This is a genomic window from Aeromonas sp. s12 (assembly GCF_040907925.1).
Lineage (GTDB): Bacteria > Pseudomonadota > Gammaproteobacteria > Enterobacterales > Aeromonadaceae > Aeromonas > Aeromonas veronii.
On record NZ_JBFOCT010000023.1, the window covers coordinates 85,607 to 106,234 of the forward strand.

Consider the following 20,628-nt stretch of genomic DNA (forward strand, 5'->3'; position numbering starts at 1 on the left):
AGTAATGATGGAAAAGATCCGGTTGCTGGGGATCACCTTATTGGTGATGACATCGCAGGCCATGATATCCCCCCGGGCCTTTGCCGCAGACGGGGAGCCAGAGCCCCTGTTGACAGTGACGCCACAGCCGGTGACCGACTGGCTGACGCTGGATGGCACCGTCAGTGCCATCAATCAGGGGACGGTGGCGGCCCAGACCAGCGGCCGGGTCTCCCGCATGCTGGTGGATGTGAACGATCAGGTGCAGGCGGGGCAACCGCTGCTGGAGATCAGCGGCAAAGAGCAGTTTGCCGCCGTCACGGGTGCCGAGGCGCGGCTGGCCCGGGCGCAGGCCCAGCAGGTGGAAGCCGAGCGCCAGCTCGCCCGCTTTCAGGCGCTGATTGCCAAGGGGGTGATCACCCGCGCCCAGCTCGATAATGCCCAGGCGACGGATCGCGCCGCCCGCGCCGAGGTGAACGCTGCCGATGCGGCCCTCACTCAGGCCCGCGAGGCCTACGGTTATACCCGCATTCTGGCTCCCTACGCCGGAGTGGTGACCAAACGGCTGGTGGAGTTGGGGGAGACTGTCGCCCCCGGTACCCCGCTGCTCTCCGGCTTCTCTCTAGACACCTTGCGGGTGGAGGTGGAGTTGCCCCAATCCGCCCTGACGCTGGCTCGTGAGCCTGCGGATGTGCAGGTGCTGCTGCCTGATGGCAAGCCTGTTACCCCGGTCAAATTGACTCGCTTCAACTATGCCGACAGCCAGAGCCACGCCTTCAGGTTGCGCCTCGACTTGCCGCCGCAAACCGCCGGGGTATTGCCCGGCATGTGGCTCAAGGTGCAGCTCAAGCAGGGTGAGCGTCAGGTGTTGCAGGTGCCGGAGCGCGCCCTGCTGCGGCAAGGGGAGTTCAACGGCGTCTATCTGCAGCAACCCGCTGGCTGGGCCCTGACACCGGTGCGGGTCGGCCATTGCGTCGAGGGACAGTGCGAGATCTTGGCCGGCCTGCAAGCCGGTGACAAGCTGGCTCCCGATGCCTGGGCGCAGCAGCAGGAGGTGGCCCATGAGTAGCGAGCTGAATGGCAACAAGGAGAGGCTGGGACCTGCCGGTCGGCTGGCTGCGCTGTTTCAGGGCTCGGCCATCACGCCGCTGCTGGCGCTGGTGGGGCTGTTGCTCGGCCTGTTTGCGGTGCTGGTGACCCCCAAGGAGGAGGAGCCGCAGATCGATGTCACCTTCGCCGATGTCTACATTCCCTTCCCGGGAGCCAGCCCGGCTGAAGTGGCCTCTCTCGTCACCACCCCTGCCGAGCAGGTGGTCTCCCAGATAAAGGGGATTGATACTCTCTACTCTTTTTCCCAACCCGATGGCGCCCTGCTGGTGGTGGTGTTCAAGGTAGGGGTGAGCCGTGAGCAGGCCATCGTCGATCTCAACAACCAGCTCGACTCCAACCGCGACTGGTTGCCACAGGGGATCGGAGTCGGTCAGCCACTGGTGAAACCGAGGGGGATCGATGATGTCCCCATCGTCAGTCTGACCTTATGGAGCAAAGAGTGGAGCAAAGAGGGGAGCAAGCAACTGGGGGCGCCCGAGCTGACCCGGGTCGCCCATGAGCTGGAGACCGAACTCAAGCGCATTCCCGGTACCCGCGATATCTACACGCTGGGCAGCCAGAGCGCCGTGTTGCGGGTGATGCCGGATCCGGCGGCCCTCAGCGCTCACGGCATCAGCTGGGGCGAGCTGAGCCAGCGACTGGCGGCCGCCAATCAGGTAGGCACCGCACAGGCTATCGAGCAGAACAACAGTGAGATTAAGGTGCAGGTGGGGCAGTTCCTGCAAAGTGAGCAGGAAGCTAGAGAGCTGGTGGTGGGGCTGCACGACGGCAAGCCGGTCTATCTGGGGGAGGTGGCCAGGGTATCTCTGGGTCAGGAGACCCCGACTAGGCGCAGCTGGATGGGGCTGGGGGATCGCAGCTATCCGGCGGTGACCCTGGCCATCGGCAAGCAGCCAGGCCAGAACGCGGTTGAGGTGGCCAAGCGGGTGGAGGCGCGGGTCGAGAGTCTCAAAAATCGGCTTATCCCTGCCGGCGTCGAGGTGACGGTGACCCGGGACTACGGCGTCACCGCCGAGACCAAATCCAACACCCTGATCGGCAAGCTGATTTTTGCCACCACGGCGGTGGTGGTGCTGGTGCTGGTGAGCATGGGTTGGCGCGAGGCGTTGGTGGTGGGCGTTGCCATCGTTATCACCCTGGCGCTGACCCTGTTTGCCAGCTGGGCCTGGGGCTTTACCCTCAACCGGGTGTCGCTGTTTGCGCTGATCTTCTCCATCGGCATTCTGGTGGATGACGCCATAGTTGTGGTGGAGAACATTCACCGCCATCGCGGTTTGGGCAAGGGGGCACTCAAGGATCTTATTCCGGGGGCGGTGGACGAGGTGGGGGGGCCGACCATACTGGCGACCCTGACCGTTATCGCGGCCCTGCTGCCGATGGCCTTTGTCAGCGGGCTGATGGGCCCTTACATGAGCCCCATTCCCATCAATGCCAGCATGGGGATGCTCATCTCCCTGCTGGTGGCCTTTATCTTCTCCCCCTGGCTGGCGAGCCATTTGCTCAAAGGTGAGGTGCATGGTGCCCACGGCGAGGCCAAGGCTGGTCTCTTTCACCGGCTGATGACCCCTTTCCTGATCGGTGATGGCGCCAAGCGTGCCAGACGCAAACTCTGGCTGGTGGTGTTGCTGCTGGTCGGGGCCGCCACCGCAATGCCGGTGGTGCAGTGGGTGGTGCTCAAGATGCTCCCCTTTGACAACAAGTCGGAATTTCAGCTGGTGCTCGATATGCCGGAGGGGGCGACCCTGGAGCAGACCGAGCGCACCCTGCTGGCGGTCGGACGAGAGCTTGCCAAGGTGGAGGAGGTGAAGGATTACCAGATCTACGCCGGCACCGCCGCCCCCATCAATTTCAACGGGCTGGTGCGCCACTACTTTATCCGCAGCGGCGCCAACGTGGGGGATATTCAGGTCAATCTGGTGGACAAGCATGAACGGGATCGCAGCAGTCACCAGATTGCCCAGTCGGTTCGGGAGCCGCTGCAGGCCATCGCCAGTGCGGCAGGGGGCAACCTGAAAGTCGTTGAGGTGCCCCCCGGCCCGCCGGTCTGGTCTCCCATCGTTGCCGAGATCTATGGCCCGACTCAGGCTGCCCGCGAAGCGGCGGCGCGCGCCGTACAGGCCCGTTTTGTGGCCACGGCGGATCTGGTGGACGTGGATATCTATCTGACCGACCCGCAGCCCAAGTGGCGGCTGGTGGTGGATCGCAGCAAGGCGGCCCTGCTCGGGGTCGATCTCGGGGATCTGGTGAGCACCCTCAATGGTGGGGTGGGTTATCAGGATGCCAGCTGGCTGCAGGGGCACGGTGCCAAGTATCCGGTGCCGATCCGCATCGAACTGGCTCCCGGTGACAAACGGGATCTGGCGGGTGTGCTGGCCCTCAAGGTGCGCAGCCAGAGCGGCCAGCTGGTGCGGGTCTCCGAGCTGGTGAGTCGCCGTGATGAGGTGGCCCCCAGCTATATCATGCACAAGAACATGCAGCCCATGGTGATGGTGGTGGCCGACATGGGTGGCCATACCGACAGCCCGCTCTACGGCATGTTTGCCGCCGGTGCCGACATCGATCTGCCCCAATATTACGTGCAGCAGCCCGACAAACTGGGGGAGGTGGCGCTGTTGTGGGACGGTGAGTGGAAGATCACCTACGAGACCTTCCGCGACATGGGTATCGCCTACGGGGTGGGGATGATCCTCATCTACCTTCTGGTGGTGGCCCAGTTCCACTCCTATCTGGTGCCACTCATCATCATGGCTCCCATTCCGCTCACCATCATAGGGGTGATGCCGGGCCACGCCCTGCTGGGAGCCCAGTTTACCGCTACCTCGATGATCGGGATGATCGCCTTGGCCGGGATCATCGTACGCAACAGCATCCTGCTGGTGGACTTTATCGAGCAGCAGCGCAGCGCCGGAGTGGCGTTCGAGCAGGCGGTGATCGAAGCGGCGCAGGTGCGGGCCAAACCCATCATGCTGACGGCGCTGGCGGCGATGATCGGAGCCCTGTTTATCCTCGATGATCCCATCTTCAACGGACTGGCCATCAGCCTGATTTTCGGGATCCTGGTCTCCACTTTGCTCACCCTGGTGGTGATACCCTTGCTCTATTATGCCCTGCTCTCCCGACGCTCATGACGGGAGTCACTAGCGAAAGGATGCGCGATGAAGAGAGGTTGGTTGTGGTGGGGAAGTGGCGCTGTGGTAGCGGTGGCTGCTGTGGCATGGTGGTGGCGACCGCAGCCGACGCCGATCAGGCTGGCTGAGGTCGGGCGGGGGGATGTGCTGGTCACTGTGGTCAACACCCGGGCTGGCACCATCAAGTCGTGCCAGCGGGCCGGGCTAAGTCTGCCCGGTGGCGGCGTGGTGGAGCAGATCGCCGTCAAGGCCGGGGAGCGGGTAGCCCGGGGAGATCTGCTGCTGACCCTCTGGAGTGACGATATTCACGCCGATCTCGCCCGGGCCCGCGCCCAGCAGGCCCTTGGCAAGACCCAGCGCGAGGAGCGCTGCAGCGAGGCGGCCTACTACGAGCGGGAGGCCAACCGGCTGGCCACCTTGCTGGCCAAAAATCTCACCTCTCGCACCCTCGCCGAGCAGGCCCAGAATCTGGCCGATACCCGCCGCTATGTCTGCCGCGCATCCCGTCAGCAGGAGCGGGTTGACGAGGCGCAGGTCGCCCAGGTGGAGGCCCGCTTGAGCGAGCGCCGCCTGCTGGCGCCGTTTGCCGGGGTGGTGGCGGAGGTCAACAGCAAGCTGGGCGAATACATGACTCCCTCACCGCCCGGAGTGGCCATGCCTCCGGTGATCGATCTCATCGACGATCGCTGTCTCTATGTCTCAGCCCCCATCGATGAGGTGGATGCCGCCCGCCTCAAGGTGGGCCAGTCTGCCCGGGTACTGCTTGACGCCATGCCCGGGCGCGATTTTGCCGCCACTGTCACCCGTATCGCCCCCTATGTGAAGGAGCTGGAGAAGCAGGCTCGTACCGTGGAGGTGGAGGCGGCGCTCACTGCCCTGCCCACCGATGTCCCCCTGCTTATTGGCTACAGCGCCGACCTTGAGGTCGAGGTGACCCGTGCCACCGATGTGCTGCGGGTAGCGGCCAGCAGCCGGGCCGACGATGGCAGCGTGCTGCGGCTGGAAGGGGATAAGCTGGTGCGGGTGGTACCCCGCTGGGGTGTGGAGAACTGGAACTGGATTGAGGTGGCCGAGGGGCTCGCCGCCGGTGATCGGCTGGCAGCCCAGCCCGGACAGATTGTCGGGGAGGGCCCTTTCAGCGCCGATACGGAGCAGACGGATGAGTGATCTCATTCGCCTTGATGTCGTCAGCCGTCGTTTCACTCTGGGGGGGAGCGAAGTGGCCGCCCTCGATCGCGTCTCCCTGCGGGTTGCCGAGGGGGAGTATCTGGCGGTGATGGGCCCCTCGGGCTCCGGCAAATCGACCCTGCTCAATGTGCTGGGGCTGCTGGATCGGCCCGACGAGGGGCGCTACTGCCTGGGAGGGGAGGATACCGCCACCCTGTCAGAGCCGGCGCTGGCCCAGCTGCGCGGCCATCGCATCGGTTTCGTGTTCCAGTCGTTTCACCTCATCTCCCGCCTCACCGCCCGTGAAAACGTCGAGCTGCCGCTGATGCTGTGCGGGATCGCCCCCGCCGAGCGCCATCGCCGCAGTCAGCAGTTGCTGGGGGAGCTGGGGCTGGAGAACCGGGCCGGACATCGCCCAGCCGAACTCTCCGGCGGTCAGCGTCAGCGGGTGGCCATCGCCCGGGCCATGGCGATGGCGCCGCGACTGATCCTGGCCGACGAGCCCACCGGCAATCTCGACTCCCGCTCCGGGGAGGAGGTGATTACCCTGCTGGAGGGGCTCAACCGGGAGCAGGGGATCACGCTGGTGGTGGTGACTCACGACCTGCGCCTCGGTGAGCGGGCGGGCAGGCGGATCCTGATGAACGATGGCCGCATCAACATTGATAGCGGCGGTGGCTGAATGCGGCGGCCCGATGTGATCCGCTTTGCCGCCGTGGCCTTGCTGCGTCAGCGTTCACGGGCGCTGGTCTTGATCCTGGCGGTGAGTCTGAGCGTCACCTCGGTGCTGCTGCTCACCGCGCTGGGGGAGGGGGCGAGGCGCTATGTGGCCGACCAGTTCAGCTCCCTTGGCAAGGATCTGCTGGTAATGTTTCCGGGCCGCAAGGAGACCACCGGCGGGCTGCCGCCGGTCACCGGCAACAGTCTGCGGCAGATCACCCTCGATGACATGCACTACCTTGGCCAGCACCAGCCAAACGTGCGGCTGGTGCCGCTGGTGATGGGCTTTGCCGAGGCCAAACAGGGGGCGCGGTTGCGTCAGACCATGCTGCTTGGCAGCAGCAACGGGCTGCGCGATACCCACGGGCTGGAGCTGCTCTCCGGCCGCTGGCTGCCGGGGGATGCCGCAGAGGATCGCCCAGCCGTCCTGCTCGGGGCCGTGGTGGCCCGTGAGCTGTTTGGTCAGGCCGATCCGGTCGGCCAGTGGCTGCGTTTTGACAATCGTCGCTTTCGGGTTGTGGGGGTCTTCACCAGCCAGAGCAGCAATCTGGGGATGGACATGGCCGAAGCCGCGCTGATCCCGGTCGGTAGCGCCATGCGGCTGTTCAACACCGAGGGGCTGTTTCGCTTGCTGATCCAGCCGCTGGCGGGGCAAGCCGTGCCGCCGCTGGTCAAGCGACTGGAGCAGCTGATGCAGGGGCGCCACGGGGTACTCGATGTGACCGTGGTGCGTCGCGACGCCATGTTGGCTACCTTCTCCACCATTCTCTCGACCCTCACCCTGGCCGTTGCCGGCATCGGCGCCATCAGCCTGCTGGTCTCCGGCATCATGATGATGAATCTGGCGCTGATCAGCACCCGCCAGCGCACCGGCGAGATCGGCCTGCTCAAGGCGCTGGGGGCCGACAGTCGCCAGATCCGCCAGCTGTTTTTGTGGGAGGCGCTGCTGCTGAGCGGCAGTGGCGCGCTGTTTGGCACTGTGTTGGGCTATGCCCTGGTTGCCCTCGCCGGAGTGATTTGGCCCGGATTTCCGGCGGCAGTCCCTCTGCTCGCTACTTTCTGCACCATACCTGCGGCCCTGCTGACCGGGCTGTTTTTTAGCTGGCTGCCCGCCTCCCGGGCGGCACGGCAAGATCCGGTCAGCAGCCTGCGCAGCGGGCAGTGGAGCGGTGGCTGATGCGCGCCGCTGATCTGCTGTTCTGGCTCTGGCGCGCCTTGCTGGCTGGGCGCAGTCGCAGCCTGCTGTCGGCGCTCGGCATTGCCATCGGGATCGCCTCGGTGACCCTGCTCACCGGCATCGGCGAGGGGCTCAGGCTCTATCTGCTCGACAGCTTCTCCCTATTTGGCACCCGGCTGATCGCCGTGACCCCGGGCAAGACCGAAACCGCCGGCGGCCCGCCCGGTATCCTCTCCAGCAGCCGTCCCCTGCTGCTGGAGGATGCCGATGCCCTCGCCAGATTGGCAGGGGTAGAGGCGGCGCTCCCTGTGGTGCAGGGGCAGGGGGAGGTACGCAGCCGCGGGCTCACCCGCAGCACCGCCATTCTGGGCACAGGTCCGGCGGCACTCTCCGGCTGGCGGCTCACCCTGGTGCAGGGGCGTTTTCTGCCCGCGGACGACAGTGCCATGCCCCGCGCCTATGCGGTGCTGGGTGCCAAGGTGGCGGCTGAGCTGTTTCCCGGTGGTGATGCGCCGGGCAGTCTGCTGCGCGCCGGTGATCGCCGTTTTCGGGTGGCCGGGGTGCTGGCCCCCAAAGGGCAATTTCTCGGCTTTGATCTGGACGACATGATCTATCTGCCCGCCGTCCACGCCCAGGCGCTGTTCAACAAGGAGGGGCTGCAGGAGATCGACGTCATCTATCGCGCCGGGCAGACGGAGGCCGACATCACCGCCCAGATCCGGCGAGTGCTGATCGCCCGCCATGGCGCCGAGGATTTCACCCTCACCTCCCAGCAGGACATGCTGACCAGCCTCGACAAAATCCTCTCCATCATCAAGCTGGCGGTTGGCGGGCTCGGCATTATCTCGCTGCTGATCGGGGCGGTCGGCATCTTCAGCATCATGAGCATCGCCCAGCAGGAGCGGATCCCCGAAGTGGGCTTGCTGATGGCGCTGGGTTGCCCACGGCGGCGCATTCTATTGCTGTTCCTGCTCGAAGCCGTGGTGCTGGCGCTGCTGGGCGGAGCCATGGGGCTGGCCCTGCTCGGCGGGCTCAAGCTGCTGCTCACCCTGCTGGCGGCCGGCTTGCCGCTCACCCTCCATCCTCTCTATCTGCTGCTGGCGCTCGGTTGCAGCGCTCTGGTCGGTCTGCTGGCCGGGGTCGCTCCTGCGCTGCGGGCAGTGCGTCTCGATCCCGTGGTGGCTCTGCGGGGTGACTAGGTCGCCCCTTTCGCAAGAGGCGCGTTGCGCTCGGGTCTGAGCAGAGGGGGACTAGGCGACCACCTCCGCAACAGGCGCGTTGCGCTCAGGTCTGAACAGGGGGAAGTAACGGCGATCCGCCTGACTCATGTGGCCGACCACCAGCTCCTGAATGATGAAGTTGAGCAGCTCGTCGTTGCCCAGCGTCCCCGCTTTGGCGGCGTGCAGCAGTTGGCTTGCTTTGTTGAGCAGGCGCTGGTGATCCTGACGGTGGCTGATGAGTTCCCGATAGTCGATCTCCGCCAGCATCTGCTCTTCAAAGGCGAAGTGGTGACGAGCCATGTCGAACAGGCTCTCCAGACTCTCCAGAAACGGGGCCGGATCCTCGTGCTGATCTTTCATCCGCTCCAGCAGCCGGTTGGTCAGCACGAACAGCTGGCGATGCTCGGCATCGATGCGCGGGTGACCGCACTCGTGGCCGGGTTGCCACAGCAGGGCGCCCTGCTCGGGATCAAGGCCTTCGGTATAGAGGCAGACCCGGCCGCGGCCGCGATTCTTCGCCTGATACATGGCCTGATCGGCGTGGTGCATCAGGGTCTTGGCATCCTCCCCGTGCTCGGGATAGAGCGCCAGCCCGATACTGCTGGAGATAAGCAGCTCCTGCCCCTCCAGCTGGAACGGATGGCGCAGCTGCTGATGCAGCTTGTCGGCCACCGCCAGCACTTCGTCGCCACTCTCCGGCAGCAAGATAACGAACTCGTCGCCCCCCAGCCGTGCCACCAGATCCTGTTTGCGCACGCAGTGGCTCATCCGCTCGGCCACCATATTGAGCAGAATATCCCCGGTCTCATGGCCGAAGGTGTCGTTGATCGGCTTGAAGTGATCGAGATCGATAAACATCAATGCCAGCGGACGGGGCGTCTCTTGCTCCATCAGCTCCTTGAGCCGTTGCTGCAGCAAGCGGCGATTGGGCAGCCCGGTGAGGGGGTCGTAGAAGGCGAGGCGGCGCATCATCTCCTCTCGCGCTGCCCGCTCGGTGATATCCCGGGTGACCCCGAGGATCGCCTCCGGCTGGGCATTGTGGTTGCCATGCAGGGTGGTGATGGTTTCGGTGGCCACCAGATGGCCATCCTTGTGGCGCAGCTGGGTGCGAATGACCCGGCGGGTCTGGTCATGTTCTCCCCGCTGCCAGGCCTCCAGAGTGGCAGAGATCTCCTCGCGCAGCAGTTGCCTTGAGGCATCCGGCAGCAGCTGTTTGAGGGGCAGGGCAAACAGCTCTAGGGCCTCGTAGCCGCTCAGAGGAGTGATGGCCGGACTGACGTAGCGAAAGCGCAAGCTGGCGGCATCCATGGTCCAGATCACATCGGCGCTGTTCTCCGCCACGAAGCGATAGTGCTGCTCGCTCTGGGCCAGTTCACGGGTCAGCCGCTGGCGATCTCGCGCCTCCTGGCGCAGGCGCAGATAGAGGTGCAAGAAGATGCCGAGCAGGGTCATCAGGGTAAAGGTGATGAGCATGGCCACCGCCACGCTCTTGTCGAATAGTTGCCGTTGCTGGCGCAGCCGCTCCTGCGCCGGGTCGTAGATAAAGCGGTCGAGGTTGGGCAATACCGTGAGCATGCCCGCCTCCAGATAGGTTTTGGCGATCTGCAGCCAGCGCTCCTGCTGCATGTAGCCGGGTTCAATCAAATCCGGCTGCATCAGCTCTCTGGTTTCGCGCGCCTCGAACTCCAGCTGTTCACGGCCAGCCCCGGTCGGGTACTGCTCCATGATGAGGTTGATCATCTCTTCGGGGTGGTCCATCGCATAGCGCCACCCCTTGAGGCTGGCCTGCTGGAAGGCGTAGACCCGATCCTGTCGGGTGATCAGCTCCCGCTCGGAGGTAAACAGGTTGTCGCCGTAGAAGTCGAAGTCGATGGTGCGCGGACTGAAGACCCGATAGGGGATGCCTCTTTGCTGCAGATAGAAGGGCTCGGTAGTGCTGTAGGCGCTGATGGCATCCACCTTGCCCGCCAGCAGTGCCTGTATCCCCTGCTTGTATGGGAGGGTGACCCAGTCGCGGCTGCGGGTCTGGTGAGAAAGGTAGGTCAGCAGCTCGTTGGAGCCAGGCTCCAGCATCAGTCGCTTGTTGGCCAGATCAGCCGGGTTGCGAATATCTGGCCGATCCAGCGTGAGCAGAACCAGCGGCGAGTGCTGCAGCAGGGCGGCGAGCACCACCACCGGACGACCGGCAGCCCGATCCAGCAGCAGATCACTGCCGCTGATGCCAAACTGGGCCTTTCCCGAGATCACCTCGCTGACCACATCGGTGCGGGAGTCCGCTTCGCGCAGGGTGACATGCAGACCGGCCTCCCGATAAAACCCTTTGGCGATGGCCGCGTAGTAACCGGCAAACTGGAACTGGTGTTGCCACGGCAACTGGACGATGACCTGCTCGCCGGCTCGCACCGGGGGAGAGGTCAGGGTCGCGATGACCATACTGACCAGCATTGGCAGAAACCAGCTGAGGGGCTGGCGGGGGGCTGCGTTCTCCGTCATACAACGTTTCTCTCGGGAGCGGTGTCTAGGCTAGATTCAAGCAATTTTGTGTCACCTGCAAGGGGAGAAAAGGCGTTTGCAATGGGGGATAGGGGGGTTGGAAAGTCATTTTTGTGTCATTCATCACACGGAATGGATACATGCCGTTTTTTTGCAAGTTATGTGACCAATAAGAGAGTCATATGGCCTATCGAAGTGGTCGCATTCTAGCCACTTTTTCCCGTTTTTATCGTTGTCATTGTGGCTTGACTGCATTTTTTCCGTGGTTGCACGTCAAGCTGTGTCGTTATATCAATAGATACTTTTATGGGGCGGTCAGGTGTGACGCAAATGTATCGCGGCTGCTGCGCACCGGTTAATGTGCGATGGCTCAGTGATGGTACCCCGTCAGTGTTATCATGCTGCCCCCAGTTCCGGATAAGGTCTTTTTATGTCCCGCTTGCGTCTGCTTGTCTCCGACTCTCACGATCCCCTGTTCAATCTGGCCGTTGAGGAGTGCATCTTCCGCCAGATGGACCCCGGCCAGCGGGTGCTGTTCCTCTGGCGCAATGCCAATACCGTGGTGATTGGCCGTGCCCAGAATCCGTGGAAGGAGTGCAATACCCGCCGCATGGAAGAGGATGGGGTTACCCTGGCGCGTCGCAGCAGCGGTGGCGGCGCCGTGTTCCACGACCTTGGCAACAGCTGCTTCACCTTCATGGCGGGCAAGCCGGAGTATGACAAGAGCGTCTCCACCGCCATCGTGCTGGACGGGCTCAAGCGATTGGGGATCGAGGCCTTTGCCTCCGGTCGCAACGATCTGCTGGTGGCCACCCCGGACGGGGAACGCAAGGTATCAGGGTCGGCCTATCGGGAGACTCTGGATCGCGGGTTTCACCACGGCACCCTGCTGCTGGACGCCGATCTCGGCCGGCTCGCCAACTACCTCAACCCCGACCCCAAGAAGCTGGCGGCCAAGGGGATCACCTCGGTGCGCAGCCGGGTGGCCAATCTGTGCGAACTGCTACCGGGGATCGACCATCAACAGATGAGCGAGGCGCTGCAGGAGGCCTTTTTCCACCATTACGGCGCGCGAGTTGAGCCCGAGCATATCTCCCCCGAGCAGATGCCGGATCTGCCGGGCTTTGCCGAGACCTTCGCCCGTCAGCGCAGCTGGGAGTGGAACTATGGTCATGCCCCGGCGTTCAGCCATCTGCTGGAGGAGCGGTTCAGCTGGGGCGGGGTGGAGTTGCACTTTGATGTGGAGAAGGGGGTCATCACCCGGGCACAGCTCTTTAGCGATACTCTGGAGCCGGCCCCGTTTGATCTGCTGGCGGCCGAACTGGCGGGTTGCGGCTATCGACCGGACGCTGTTGCCGCGCGTCTGCAGCCCTGGTTGGCGGCCTTCCCGCAGCAGCAGAGCGAGCTGGCGGAGTTTGCACGGTGGCTGTTGGCCTCCCTGCGTTGAGGGCTGCGCTGATGGCGGTTCGATAGTGAGGGCTCTGTCAGCCAGGATGGGAGCAAGATCACGAAATATAAAGAGGCGCCTCAAAGGCGCCTTTTTGCCAGCCCTTGTGATGGCTGATACATGACAAAAAGTAGGGTAGGCCATTAGATATTGTCACTGTCGGCCCCGCTGGTACAGGGGTATAACGGCCGCACATTTGCTGTACTAATGGTATAAAAATGAGTGACTTAGTTTATCTGCAAGACGAAAGCGTCAATGCCGTCCATCCCGATTTCTCCGCCCGTTTCGCCACCGTCAAAGCCAACTTTTTCTCGCGCAATCCCGATCTCTGGCCCGTTTTTCGCGAACCCGGATTTGCCTCCCTCAATGAATTTCGGGCCCGTGGCCTGGCTCCCGATGCCCGTTTGAATGCCTGGCCTGATGGCCGCGCCCGCCTGGCCGATCTCTGCGAGACCATGCCGGTGCCCGCCACCATGCGCACCCCGGGCGAGCCCATGGCCGAGCTGCTGTTTGCCGCCGCGCTGTCGAAGGATTGGGAGAATCCCTCCAGCGTCGAGAACGTCATCACGATGTCAGCAGATCCCGCCATCTACGGCGCCCAGCTGGGCATTCTGGCCAACCCCAATCTGGTCTACTCCGAATATGCCGGAGTGGCCGAGGAGCTGGAGAAGAAGGTAGTGCGCCAGATTGCGCTGCTGGCGGGTTACGACCCGGCTCGCGCCACCGGCATCTTCACCCAGGGGGGGACCTTTTGTAACCTCTATGGCTATCTGCTCGGTATTCGCAAAACTTTGCCGGAGGCCAAGCACAAGGGGCTCGGTCACTATCAGGATTACCGCATCATCAACTCCCAGGGCGGTCACTACTCCAATATCACCAACCTCTCCCTGCTCGGAGTCGATATAGAGAACAAGACCATCCGCATTCAGGTCGGCGAGAACAATGACATCGATCTCGACCACCTCGAGCGCACCCTGACCGCCAGTTTTGCCCTGAAACACGTGGTGCCCACCATCATGCTCACCATGGGCACCACTGATACCTTCGGGGTGGATCAGGTGAAACCCGTGTTCGAGCTGCGCAATCGCCTCTGCGAGCAGTTCGAGGTGACGGTCAAGCCCCATATCCACGTCGATGCGGCCATCGGCTGGTCGATGATCTTCTTCCTGGGTTACGACTTTGCCGCCAACCCGCTCGCCATCAACAGCGCCACTCTGGCGGGGATCGAGCGCAACGTGGCGCGCTTTGCCGAGCTGAAATATGCCGACTCCTTCACCGTCGACTTCCAGAAGTGGGGCTATGTGCCCTACACCTCCAGTCTGGTGATGATCAAGGAGCAGGACGATCTCAAGGCGATGGAGAATGACCCGGAGAACTTCTCCTACTTCGAGCGGGACATTCAGGGCCAGACCCACCTGCAATCCACCATCGAATGTTCCCGCGGCGCGAGCGGCCTGTTCGGTGCCTATGCGGCGCTCAACTACATGGGGGTGGAGGGGTATCGCACCGTGCTGGCCCACTGCCTGCAAAATGCCAACTACTTCCGCTTCCGGTTAAGTCAGCTGGGCAACGTCAAGCTGGTGGCGCAGGAGAATCAGGGGCCGAGCGTCGGCTTCAAGATCTACAACCCCGTGTGGGTGAGCGATCCGGAAGCCGAATTTGCCTTCGAGCTGGCCCGCTCCAGCGACCTTGCCTACAAGGCGCGACTGCAGCGCAACACTGACTACCACCGCAGCCTGTTCAAGGGGCGCGGCAAGGTGGGGCTCTACACCAACTGGGTGGAGGCGGTGGCCCACTCCGACTATGACGCCCGCGGCAAATACTCCTACATCGCCGGGGAGAAGGCGGTCTTTATGAATCCTGCCTGCACTCGCGAGCAGATCGACGCCTTTATCGACCATATTCGTGGTTGATGGCGGTTGCCCTGACTGCCGAGCGCGGTCAATGGTGGCAAGAGGTGGTTGGGGTGTATCACGCCAACAGATAGACAAAGGGCAAGCCGGTTGGCTTGCCCTTCTGTTTTCACGACTGAATGCGAAAGCGGTGGAAAAGGCCGGGCTCAGAGGGCCAGCAGTTGCTCGTTCTCGACAATCTCGCACCCGACGGGCAGTTTCGAGAGGGCGATCATGGCGCGGGCCACCTGACGGGCCTCGATGGCGCGCCAGCGGGCGAGCTTGCCCACCAGCAGTGGCCGAAACAGCGGATAGATGGCCTGAAAGATCTGCTCCGAGCGGCGCGGCGGTTGTCTATCCCCCAGCAACATGGCGGGGCGCACGATGGCGAGCCGCGGCCAGGATTGGGCCAGCAAGGCCTGCTCCATCTCCCCCTTGGTTCGCGGATAGAGAGCCGGGGACGATGCACTGGCCCCCATGCTTGAGACCACGATGAGCCGTTGACAACCGTGGCGGCGGGCCAGTTCGGCAAAGGCGACCACATAGTCGAGATCGACCCGGCGAAATGCCTCGGCAGAGCCCGCTTCCTTGCGGGTGGTGCCGAGGGCGCAGAAGGCGATATCCACCGGTCGGGGCAGGGTGACGCTAGCCAGATCATCAAAATCGACCGGCAGCCAGTGGTGCGCCTCCTTGCCCGGCTTGCGGCAGAGCAGGGTCAGCTCGTGTTCGGCGGGCAACTGTTTGATCAGCTCGCGGCCAATCAGGCCGCTGGCTCCGGCAATCAGGATCCGGCTCATGGGGATTCTCCCTGTGTCATTCGATGGTGTTGATGCCATGGTGGCTGCTCATCAGCATCAGGCAATTTGCGGGCAGCTGCAATGGTAGGAGATGATACGACATCCCCCGACAGGATCACGGGCAAGATAGATAGTGCGGAGGCTGGATAAAACAAAACCGGCGCGAGGCCGGTTTTGCGGGATATCAGAGCGGGGTATTGAAGGCTGCTGGCAGCGGGAAGTCACCCGTCACTGTGGTCAGCCTGTCGTTGGCGAAGGTGACGGTGAGCTCTTTGCGCTCCTTGTCGCCGTGGCCCGGCTGGAATTCATAGAGGTAGTACCAGGTGTTGGGGTCAAAGCCGTCACGCAGCATGGGGGTTCCCAGTACATAGCTGACCTGCTCGCGGGTCATCCCCTGGCGCAGTTTGTCGACCTGTTTTTGTTCCACATAGTTGCCCTGGGGAATATCGATACGATAGACCAGGCTGCAACCGGAGAGGGTGAGGGCGGTCAAAGCCGCGGCAATCAGGTGTTTCATCCGCATATCGAGTTCAGATCATCCATACAGTCTTTTTTGGCTCGGCAAATCATACCGACTCCCTCCACGGAAGTAAAAAGCCATTGATCCATCAGCCAATAAAAAGGGCCGCACTGCGACCCTTTCTGGCAATCCGGTGGCCTTTACATCGCCGCGCGGAAGATGGCGACGATCTCTTCGTGGCTCGCCTGTTTCGGGTTGGTGAAGCCGCAGGCATCTTTCAGGGCGTTGCTGGCCAGGGTATCGAAGTCATCGGCCTTGACGCCGAGTTGCTCCAGACCCGCCGGGATCTTCACATCCAGCGCCAGCTGCTTGATGGCGGCAATGGCCGCGGCGGCGCCTTGTTCGTCGCTCATGGCGCTCACGTCTACCCCCATGTAGCGGGCCACATCCTTCAGACGAGCCGCGCTCACCTGGGCGTTGAACGCCTGAACGTGGGGCAGCAGCACGGCGTTGCAGACACCGTGGGGCAGGTCATAGAAACCGCCCAGCTGGTGGGCCATGGCGTGCACGTAGCCCAGGCTTGCGTTGTTGAAGGCCATGCCGGCCAGGAACTGGGCGTAGGCCATCTGCTCGCGGGCATGTAGGTCATCGCCGTGGTGAACGGCGGTGCGCAGGTGCTTGGCAATCAGCTTGATGGCCATCACGGCGCTGGCATCGGTCACCGGGGTGGCGATGGTGGAGACATAGGCCTCGATGGCGTGGGTCAGGGCATCCATGCCGGTGGCGGCGGTCAGACCAGCCGGCTTGGCCAACATCAGCTCGGGATCGTTGACTGACATCAGCGGGGTAACGTGCTTGTCGATGATGGCCATTTTCACGTGGCGCGCTTCGTCGGTGATGATGCAGAAGCGGGTCATCTCGGAGGCGGTACCGGCGGTGGTGTTGATGGCGATAAGCGGCAGTTGCGGTTTGGCGGAGCGATCCACCCCTTCGTAATCCTTGATGCTGCCACCGTTGGCGGCGACCAGCGCGATGCCCTTGGCGCAGTCGTGGGGCGAGCCGCCACCCAGCGAGATGACGCAATCGCAGCCGTTGGCCTTGATCATGGCCAGACCCGCTTCAACGTTGCTGGTAGTGGGGTTGGGTTTGGTCTCATCGAAAACTGCGCTTTCAATGCCATGTTCAGCCAGCAGGGTGGTGAGCTTGGCGACCACGCCGATCTGGTTGAGAATTTTGTCGGTGACGATCAGCGCCTTGCGATAGCCGTAACCCTTGATATCGGCGGCAGCCTCTTGCAGACAGCCGGCACCCATCAGGTTGATTGCGGGAATATAGAACTTGAATGTAGCCATGATGGACTTCCTATAGTTAGCCATTAAGTGGTATTTGAGAGCTAGGCTACCATCTAGAAAGGGATACAAAAGAATCTTGTTTACAACTTTACGGGGTCGATCACGAGTCGTTAATTAAGCGTTGAACCAGGCTTGACTTTCCCGCATCCAACTCGATTTGCAGAAAAACGTTTGTCAATTATTTCATTGAGTTAGCAAACGTTTTGCGCAATGTTTGTCACTGTCAATGCGTGGAAGTGTGAGGCGCTTCAAGGAATTGGAAAGCGCTTTCGACCATAGTTGGCGCCTCCCCGAAGAGGGGGGTAAAGGCTTGAAAGTATCATAAAGAATCATCTTAACTTGTGCCCTGACCATGCTGGCAGGGGGCAACCAGGAGTCCAATATGTCTGATGTATTTCACTTGGGTTTGAAGAAAGCGGATCTGCAAGGCGCCACCCTGGCGATCGTCCCCGGTGACCCCGAGCGCGTGAAGCGTATCGCAGAGCTGTTGGATAACCCGGTGCACCTGGCCAGCCATCGTGAATTCACTACCTGGCGCGGCGAGATGGACGGCAAGGCCGTGATCATCTGCTCTACCGGTATCGGTGGCCCGTCCACCTCCATCGCGGTAGAAGAGCTGGCCCAGCTGGGTATCAGCACCTTCCTGCGCATCGGCACCACCGGCGCCATCCAGCCGCACCTGAACGTGGGTGACGTGATCGTGACCACCGGTTCCGTGCGCCTCGACGGTGCCAGCCTGCACTTCGCGCCGATGGAGTTCCCGGCCGTGGCCGACTTCGACTGCACCACCGCGCTGGTCAACACCGCCAAAGAGCTGGGTTCCAAGCTGCACATCGGTGTGACTGCCTCCTCTGACACCTTCTACCCGGGTCAGGAGCGTTACGACACAGTTTCCGGCCGCGTAGTGAGCCGTTTCCAGGGGTCCATGAAAGAGTGGCAAGCCATGGGCGTGCTGAACTACGAGATGGAATCAGCCACCCTGCTGACCATGTGCTCCAGCCAGGGCCTGCGTGCCGGTATGGTGGCTGGTGTTATCGTCAACCGTACCCAGCAAGAGATCCCGAACGCCGAGACCATGGCGAAGACCGAATCTGATGCCATCAAGATCGTACTAGGCGCTGCCCGCAAGCTGATCTGATAGCACCACAAAGAGTGGGGGGTGGGGGCCGTTGCGAAAGCGCGGCCCCTATCTTTATCCGCCGTTTACCGCTTTTCCTCTCCCGTCACCCCTTTCACTGATCCCGTCGCACTCGCACTTGTTGTTCCTACCCATTGCCTCTAAAACGCAGGCGCACAGCGGATCTGCATCGGCTCACCGCTCACCGGATGAGCAAAATCCAGCTCGCTGGCATGCAGCATCAGCCGCGGCGCCTGTTCGCAGCCGGGGGGAAGCAGGCCACCATAGAGATCGCAACCTAGGATGGGGTGGCCCAGCAACTGACTGTGGATGCGCAGCTGATGGGTGCGGCCGGTCTCCGGCACCAGTCGTACCCGGGTCAAAGGCACGTTCTGCCCCTGTATCTGCTGCGCCAGCCGCTCAATCACCTGATAGCGGGAGCGGGCGGGCTTGCCGCTGGCGGCGCAGATCTTCATCAGCGGAAAGATCGCTGGATCCTTGGCGATAGGAGCGTCGATAACTCCTTCGTCGTCAATCAGATGACCGCACAGCAGGGCGCTGTAGGCCTTGCTCACCGCCCGCTGACTGAACTGCTGGCAGAGCAGGGCATTGATGGCCTTGTTTCTGGCCACCACCATGATGCCTGAGGTGCCAAAATCGAGGCGATGCACCAGGGTGCAGCCGGGGAAATCCTGCACCAAGCGATAGTGAACCGAGTCGAGGTTTTGCGGATTCTTGCCCGACAGACTCAGCAGGCCGCTCGGCTTGTTGATGAGCAACAGATGCTCATCTTCGAACAGGATCTCGATGGCGGCATTGCAGGGCGGGGCAATAAAGGTGTCGACGATAACGGACATAGGTGGCACAGGCTGGAAACGGGGGGCGATCATACCCGAACCGGCGCGGCCGGGCGAATGGGGGGTGCGCAGCCTCGGAAAATGAACGGCATGACGCCATGCAAACTTTTGATAGTGAGCCGTGTTGAGCTAGGTGGCGTGCCGTGCAAACCGCCCAGGTCAGCAATAAGGCCCCATTTTGTGACCCCTTCCCGAGTTCATCCGAAGCTTGCTTGTTAAGGTATGGCTCCCTGTTATGTTGTAAGGACCCTTTCCATGGCACTGCCCGTTATTCTCGATTGTGATCCCGGCCACGACGACGCCATTGCCCTCATTCTGGCGCTGGCCAGCCCTGAACTGAACGTGCTGGCGGTCACCACCAGTGCGGGCAACCAGACGCCGGACAAGACCCTCAACAATGCCCTGCGCATCCTCACCCTGCTGGGGCGGGACGATATTCCGGTGGCGGCCGGGGCGCCGAAACCACTGGCCCGCGAGCTGATCATCGCCGACAACGTCCATGGCGAATCTGGGCTCGATGGCCCCAAACTGCCAGATCCTGCCTTTGCGCCGCAGACCATGACTGGGCTTGAATTGATGGCCAAGTGCCTGCGCGAGAGCCCGCAGCCCGTGACTCTGGTGCCGACCGGCCCGCTCACCAATATCGCCCTGCTGCTGGCGGCTCATCCCGATCTCAAATCCAAGATTGCCCGCATCGTGCTGATGGGGGGCGCCGCAGGGGCCGGCAACTGGACCCCGGCCGCGGAATTCAATATTTATGTGGACCCGGAAGCGGCCGATATGGTCTTCAAGTCGGGCATCCCAATTACCATGTGTGGCCTCGATGTGACCCATGAGGCGCAGGTGATGGATGCGGATATCGAGCGGGTGCGCGCCATCACCAACCCGGTAGCCCAGTGTGTGGCCGGTCTGCTCGACTTTTTCATGATCTACCATCGGGATCCCAAGTGGGGATTTACTGGTGCACCGCTCCACGACCCCTGTACCATTGCCTGGTTGCTGGCTCCCGAGCTGTTCCACGGAGTCGAGTGCCGGGTCGATATCGAGACCAGCGGGGAGCATACCGTGGGGATGACGGTGGTGGATCGTTATGGTCTGACCGGCAAGCCAGCCAATGCGCTGGTATTGTTGGGGCTGGATCGTCCGGGCTTTATCGATCTGCTGGTGACGCGGCTGCGGGCGTTTGACTGAGCGCCGGTTCATTTTTGCAAGAAGGGGCGGGGAATGTGGAAGAGAGGCTTGGTGCTGCTGGCCGGGTTGCAACTGATGGGCTGTGCGACGCCATTCGAGCGGATGTGGCAGGGGCTGGCGACCTGTGAATTTACCGATCTCTATGTGGATGAGACGGGCAGGCCCGCCAATCTGCAACTGGCCAACTACACCCCCTACAAGGTGAGCGACGGCTTTGCCTGGTACAAGGTGCACGAGGAGCTGCACGGCCTGCCGGTGGTCGGTTTTATCGTGCCCGCCTCCAGCTTCGAAGTGCACGCCCTGTTTGTTGATACCCCCATCGCCAATGCTCGCCGCTTGACCCACAACGCCTACGGCAGCGAGTTTGGCGACGAGCAGAAGCATGACGAGGGCTCAGCCCCTCTGCTTTTGCGCGATCCCAACAACCCCAAGCGCTCCATCATCGACTGCACCCGCGGTGAGTCTGACGGGGAGCTTGAGGATTCGGCCATGCCCGAGTAGGGCGACCTGTTACGCCATCG

At 62.5% G+C, this 20,628-nt stretch carries 16 protein-coding genes; 11 read left to right on the plus strand and 5 right to left on the minus strand.

What is annotated here, in order from left to right; all coding sequences use genetic code 11:
* Positions 1 to 7: 7 nt before the first annotated feature.
* The 6 genes from AB5Y67_RS11485 to AB5Y67_RS11510 are packed head-to-tail and all read left to right on the plus strand — an operon-like array spanning position 8 to position 8,480.
* Entirely contained in the window at positions 8 to 1,048 is a 1,041-nt protein-coding gene (locus AB5Y67_RS11485) for an efflux RND transporter periplasmic adaptor subunit (protein ID WP_368207801.1), read from the plus strand.
* Positions 1,041 to 4,217 (plus strand): efflux RND transporter permease subunit, encoded by a 3,177-nt coding sequence (locus AB5Y67_RS11490; RefSeq protein WP_368207788.1) that lies wholly within the window; start codon positions 1,041 to 1,043, stop codon positions 4,215 to 4,217. Before AB5Y67_RS11485 ends, AB5Y67_RS11490 begins: the two co-directional genes overlap by 8 nt.
* Positions 4,218 to 4,244: 27 nt before the next feature.
* Positions 4,245 to 5,384: an efflux RND transporter periplasmic adaptor subunit gene (locus AB5Y67_RS11495; RefSeq protein WP_199416537.1), complete on the plus strand. Its 1,140-nt coding sequence runs from the start codon at positions 4,245 to 4,247 to the stop codon at positions 5,382 to 5,384.
* On the plus strand, positions 5,377 to 6,066 hold the full coding sequence (locus tag AB5Y67_RS11500; protein WP_325793693.1) for an ABC transporter ATP-binding protein: 690 nt from the start codon (positions 5,377 to 5,379) through the stop codon (positions 6,064 to 6,066). The genes AB5Y67_RS11495 and AB5Y67_RS11500 overlap by 8 nt, the downstream gene beginning before the upstream one ends.
* Positions 6,067 to 7,281 carry an ABC transporter permease gene (locus AB5Y67_RS11505; protein ID WP_325793694.1) on the plus strand — a complete coding sequence of 405 codons (1,215 nt, stop codon included), beginning with the start codon at positions 6,067 to 6,069 and terminating at the stop codon, positions 7,279 to 7,281.
* Complete coding sequence (locus AB5Y67_RS11510) at positions 7,281 to 8,480, plus strand: ABC transporter permease (RefSeq protein WP_325793695.1); 1,200 nt, start codon at positions 7,281 to 7,283, stop codon at positions 8,478 to 8,480. Before AB5Y67_RS11505 ends, AB5Y67_RS11510 begins: the two co-directional genes overlap by 1 nt.
* Positions 8,481 to 8,531: 51 nt before the next feature.
* Here the strand turns inward: AB5Y67_RS11510 and AB5Y67_RS11515 are convergent, their stop codons facing one another.
* Positions 8,532 to 10,994, minus strand: a complete 2,463-nt coding sequence (locus tag AB5Y67_RS11515; protein ID WP_257124629.1) for a diguanylate cyclase — start codon at positions 10,992 to 10,994, stop codon at positions 8,532 to 8,534.
* A gap of 430 nt (positions 10,995 to 11,424) precedes the next feature.
* Between AB5Y67_RS11515 and AB5Y67_RS11520 the strand changes: the two genes are divergently transcribed.
* On the plus strand, positions 11,425 to 12,441 hold the full coding sequence (locus tag AB5Y67_RS11520) for a lipoate--protein ligase A (RefSeq protein ID WP_257124630.1): 1,017 nt from the start codon (positions 11,425 to 11,427) through the stop codon (positions 12,439 to 12,441).
* Positions 12,442 to 12,659: 218 nt separating this feature from the next.
* Entirely contained in the window at positions 12,660 to 14,354 is a 1,695-nt protein-coding gene (locus tag AB5Y67_RS11525; protein ID WP_325793696.1) for a pyridoxal-dependent decarboxylase, read from the plus strand.
* Between the two features lie 146 nt (positions 14,355 to 14,500).
* Here AB5Y67_RS11525 and AB5Y67_RS11530 read toward each other — a convergent pair whose 3' ends face one another.
* The 3 genes from AB5Y67_RS11530 to yiaY all read right to left on the minus strand — a co-directional run bounded on the left by AB5Y67_RS11530 (position 14,501) and on the right by yiaY (position 16,942).
* Complete coding sequence (locus AB5Y67_RS11530; protein ID WP_325793697.1) at positions 14,501 to 15,130, minus strand: NAD(P)H-binding protein; 630 nt, start codon at positions 15,128 to 15,130, stop codon at positions 14,501 to 14,503.
* A 184-nt stretch (positions 15,131 to 15,314) separates the two neighbouring features.
* A complete protein-coding gene (gene bamE / locus AB5Y67_RS11535; RefSeq protein WP_005337980.1) occupies positions 15,315 to 15,653 on the minus strand; it encodes an outer membrane protein assembly factor BamE in 339 nt (112 codons plus the stop codon).
* A gap of 137 nt (positions 15,654 to 15,790) precedes the next feature.
* Positions 15,791 to 16,942 (minus strand): L-threonine dehydrogenase, encoded by a 1,152-nt coding sequence (gene yiaY / locus AB5Y67_RS11540; RefSeq protein WP_150388769.1) that lies wholly within the window; start codon positions 16,940 to 16,942, stop codon positions 15,791 to 15,793.
* Positions 16,943 to 17,324: 382 nt separating this feature from the next.
* Here yiaY and udp point away from each other — a divergent pair, with 382 nt between their 5' ends.
* Positions 17,325 to 18,080, plus strand: coding sequence for a uridine phosphorylase (udp, locus tag AB5Y67_RS11545; RefSeq protein WP_325793698.1), 756 nt, complete (start codon positions 17,325 to 17,327; stop codon positions 18,078 to 18,080).
* 140 nt (positions 18,081 to 18,220) lie between these two features.
* On the opposite strand, the gene AB5Y67_RS11550 is transcribed toward udp, so the two are convergent.
* Complete coding sequence (locus AB5Y67_RS11550; RefSeq protein ID WP_325793699.1) at positions 18,221 to 18,949, minus strand: RluA family pseudouridine synthase; 729 nt, start codon at positions 18,947 to 18,949, stop codon at positions 18,221 to 18,223.
* Between the two features lie 222 nt (positions 18,950 to 19,171).
* Here AB5Y67_RS11550 and rihA point away from each other — a divergent pair, with 222 nt between their 5' ends.
* Positions 19,172 to 20,107 (plus strand): pyrimidine-specific ribonucleoside hydrolase RihA, encoded by a 936-nt coding sequence (rihA, locus tag AB5Y67_RS11555; RefSeq protein WP_325793700.1) that lies wholly within the window; start codon positions 19,172 to 19,174, stop codon positions 20,105 to 20,107.
* A gap of 33 nt (positions 20,108 to 20,140) precedes the next feature.
* A complete protein-coding gene (locus tag AB5Y67_RS11560; RefSeq protein ID WP_139472934.1) occupies positions 20,141 to 20,608 on the plus strand; it encodes a hypothetical protein in 468 nt (155 codons plus the stop codon).
* Positions 20,609 to 20,628: the final 20 nt, after the last annotated feature.

Bases quoted from the DNA above. Each gene is read 5' to 3' on its own strand.
- AB5Y67_RS11485 (WP_368207801.1), top strand. From the start codon at position 8: ATGGAAAAGATCCGGTTGCTGGGGATCACCTTATTGGTGATGACATCG.
- AB5Y67_RS11490 (WP_368207788.1), top strand. From the start codon at position 1,041: ATGAGTAGCGAGCTGAATGGCAACAAGGAGAGGCTGGGACCTGCCGGT.
- AB5Y67_RS11495 (WP_199416537.1), top strand. From the start codon at position 4,245: ATGAAGAGAGGTTGGTTGTGGTGGGGAAGTGGCGCTGTGGTAGCGGTG.
- AB5Y67_RS11500 (WP_325793693.1), top strand. From the start codon at position 5,377: ATGAGTGATCTCATTCGCCTTGATGTCGTCAGCCGTCGTTTCACTCTG.
- AB5Y67_RS11505 (WP_325793694.1), top strand. From the start codon at position 6,067: ATGCGGCGGCCCGATGTGATCCGCTTTGCCGCCGTGGCCTTGCTGCGT.
- AB5Y67_RS11510 (WP_325793695.1), top strand. From the start codon at position 7,281: ATGCGCGCCGCTGATCTGCTGTTCTGGCTCTGGCGCGCCTTGCTGGCT.
- AB5Y67_RS11515 (WP_257124629.1), bottom strand. From the start codon at position 10,994: ATGACGGAGAACGCAGCCCCCCGCCAGCCCCTCAGCTGGTTTCTGCCA.
- AB5Y67_RS11520 (WP_257124630.1), top strand. From the start codon at position 11,425: ATGTCCCGCTTGCGTCTGCTTGTCTCCGACTCTCACGATCCCCTGTTC.
- AB5Y67_RS11525 (WP_325793696.1), top strand. From the start codon at position 12,660: ATGAGTGACTTAGTTTATCTGCAAGACGAAAGCGTCAATGCCGTCCAT.
- AB5Y67_RS11530 (WP_325793697.1), bottom strand. From the start codon at position 15,130: ATGAGCCGGATCCTGATTGCCGGAGCCAGCGGCCTGATTGGCCGCGAG.
- bamE (WP_005337980.1), bottom strand. From the start codon at position 15,653: ATGCGGATGAAACACCTGATTGCCGCGGCTTTGACCGCCCTCACCCTC.
- yiaY (WP_150388769.1), bottom strand. From the start codon at position 16,942: ATGGCTACATTCAAGTTCTATATTCCCGCAATCAACCTGATGGGTGCC.
- udp (WP_325793698.1), top strand. From the start codon at position 17,325: ATGTCTGATGTATTTCACTTGGGTTTGAAGAAAGCGGATCTGCAAGGC.
- AB5Y67_RS11550 (WP_325793699.1), bottom strand. From the start codon at position 18,949: ATGATCGCCCCCCGTTTCCAGCCTGTGCCACCTATGTCCGTTATCGTC.
- rihA (WP_325793700.1), top strand. From the start codon at position 19,172: ATGGCACTGCCCGTTATTCTCGATTGTGATCCCGGCCACGACGACGCC.
- AB5Y67_RS11560 (WP_139472934.1), top strand. From the start codon at position 20,141: ATGTGGAAGAGAGGCTTGGTGCTGCTGGCCGGGTTGCAACTGATGGGC.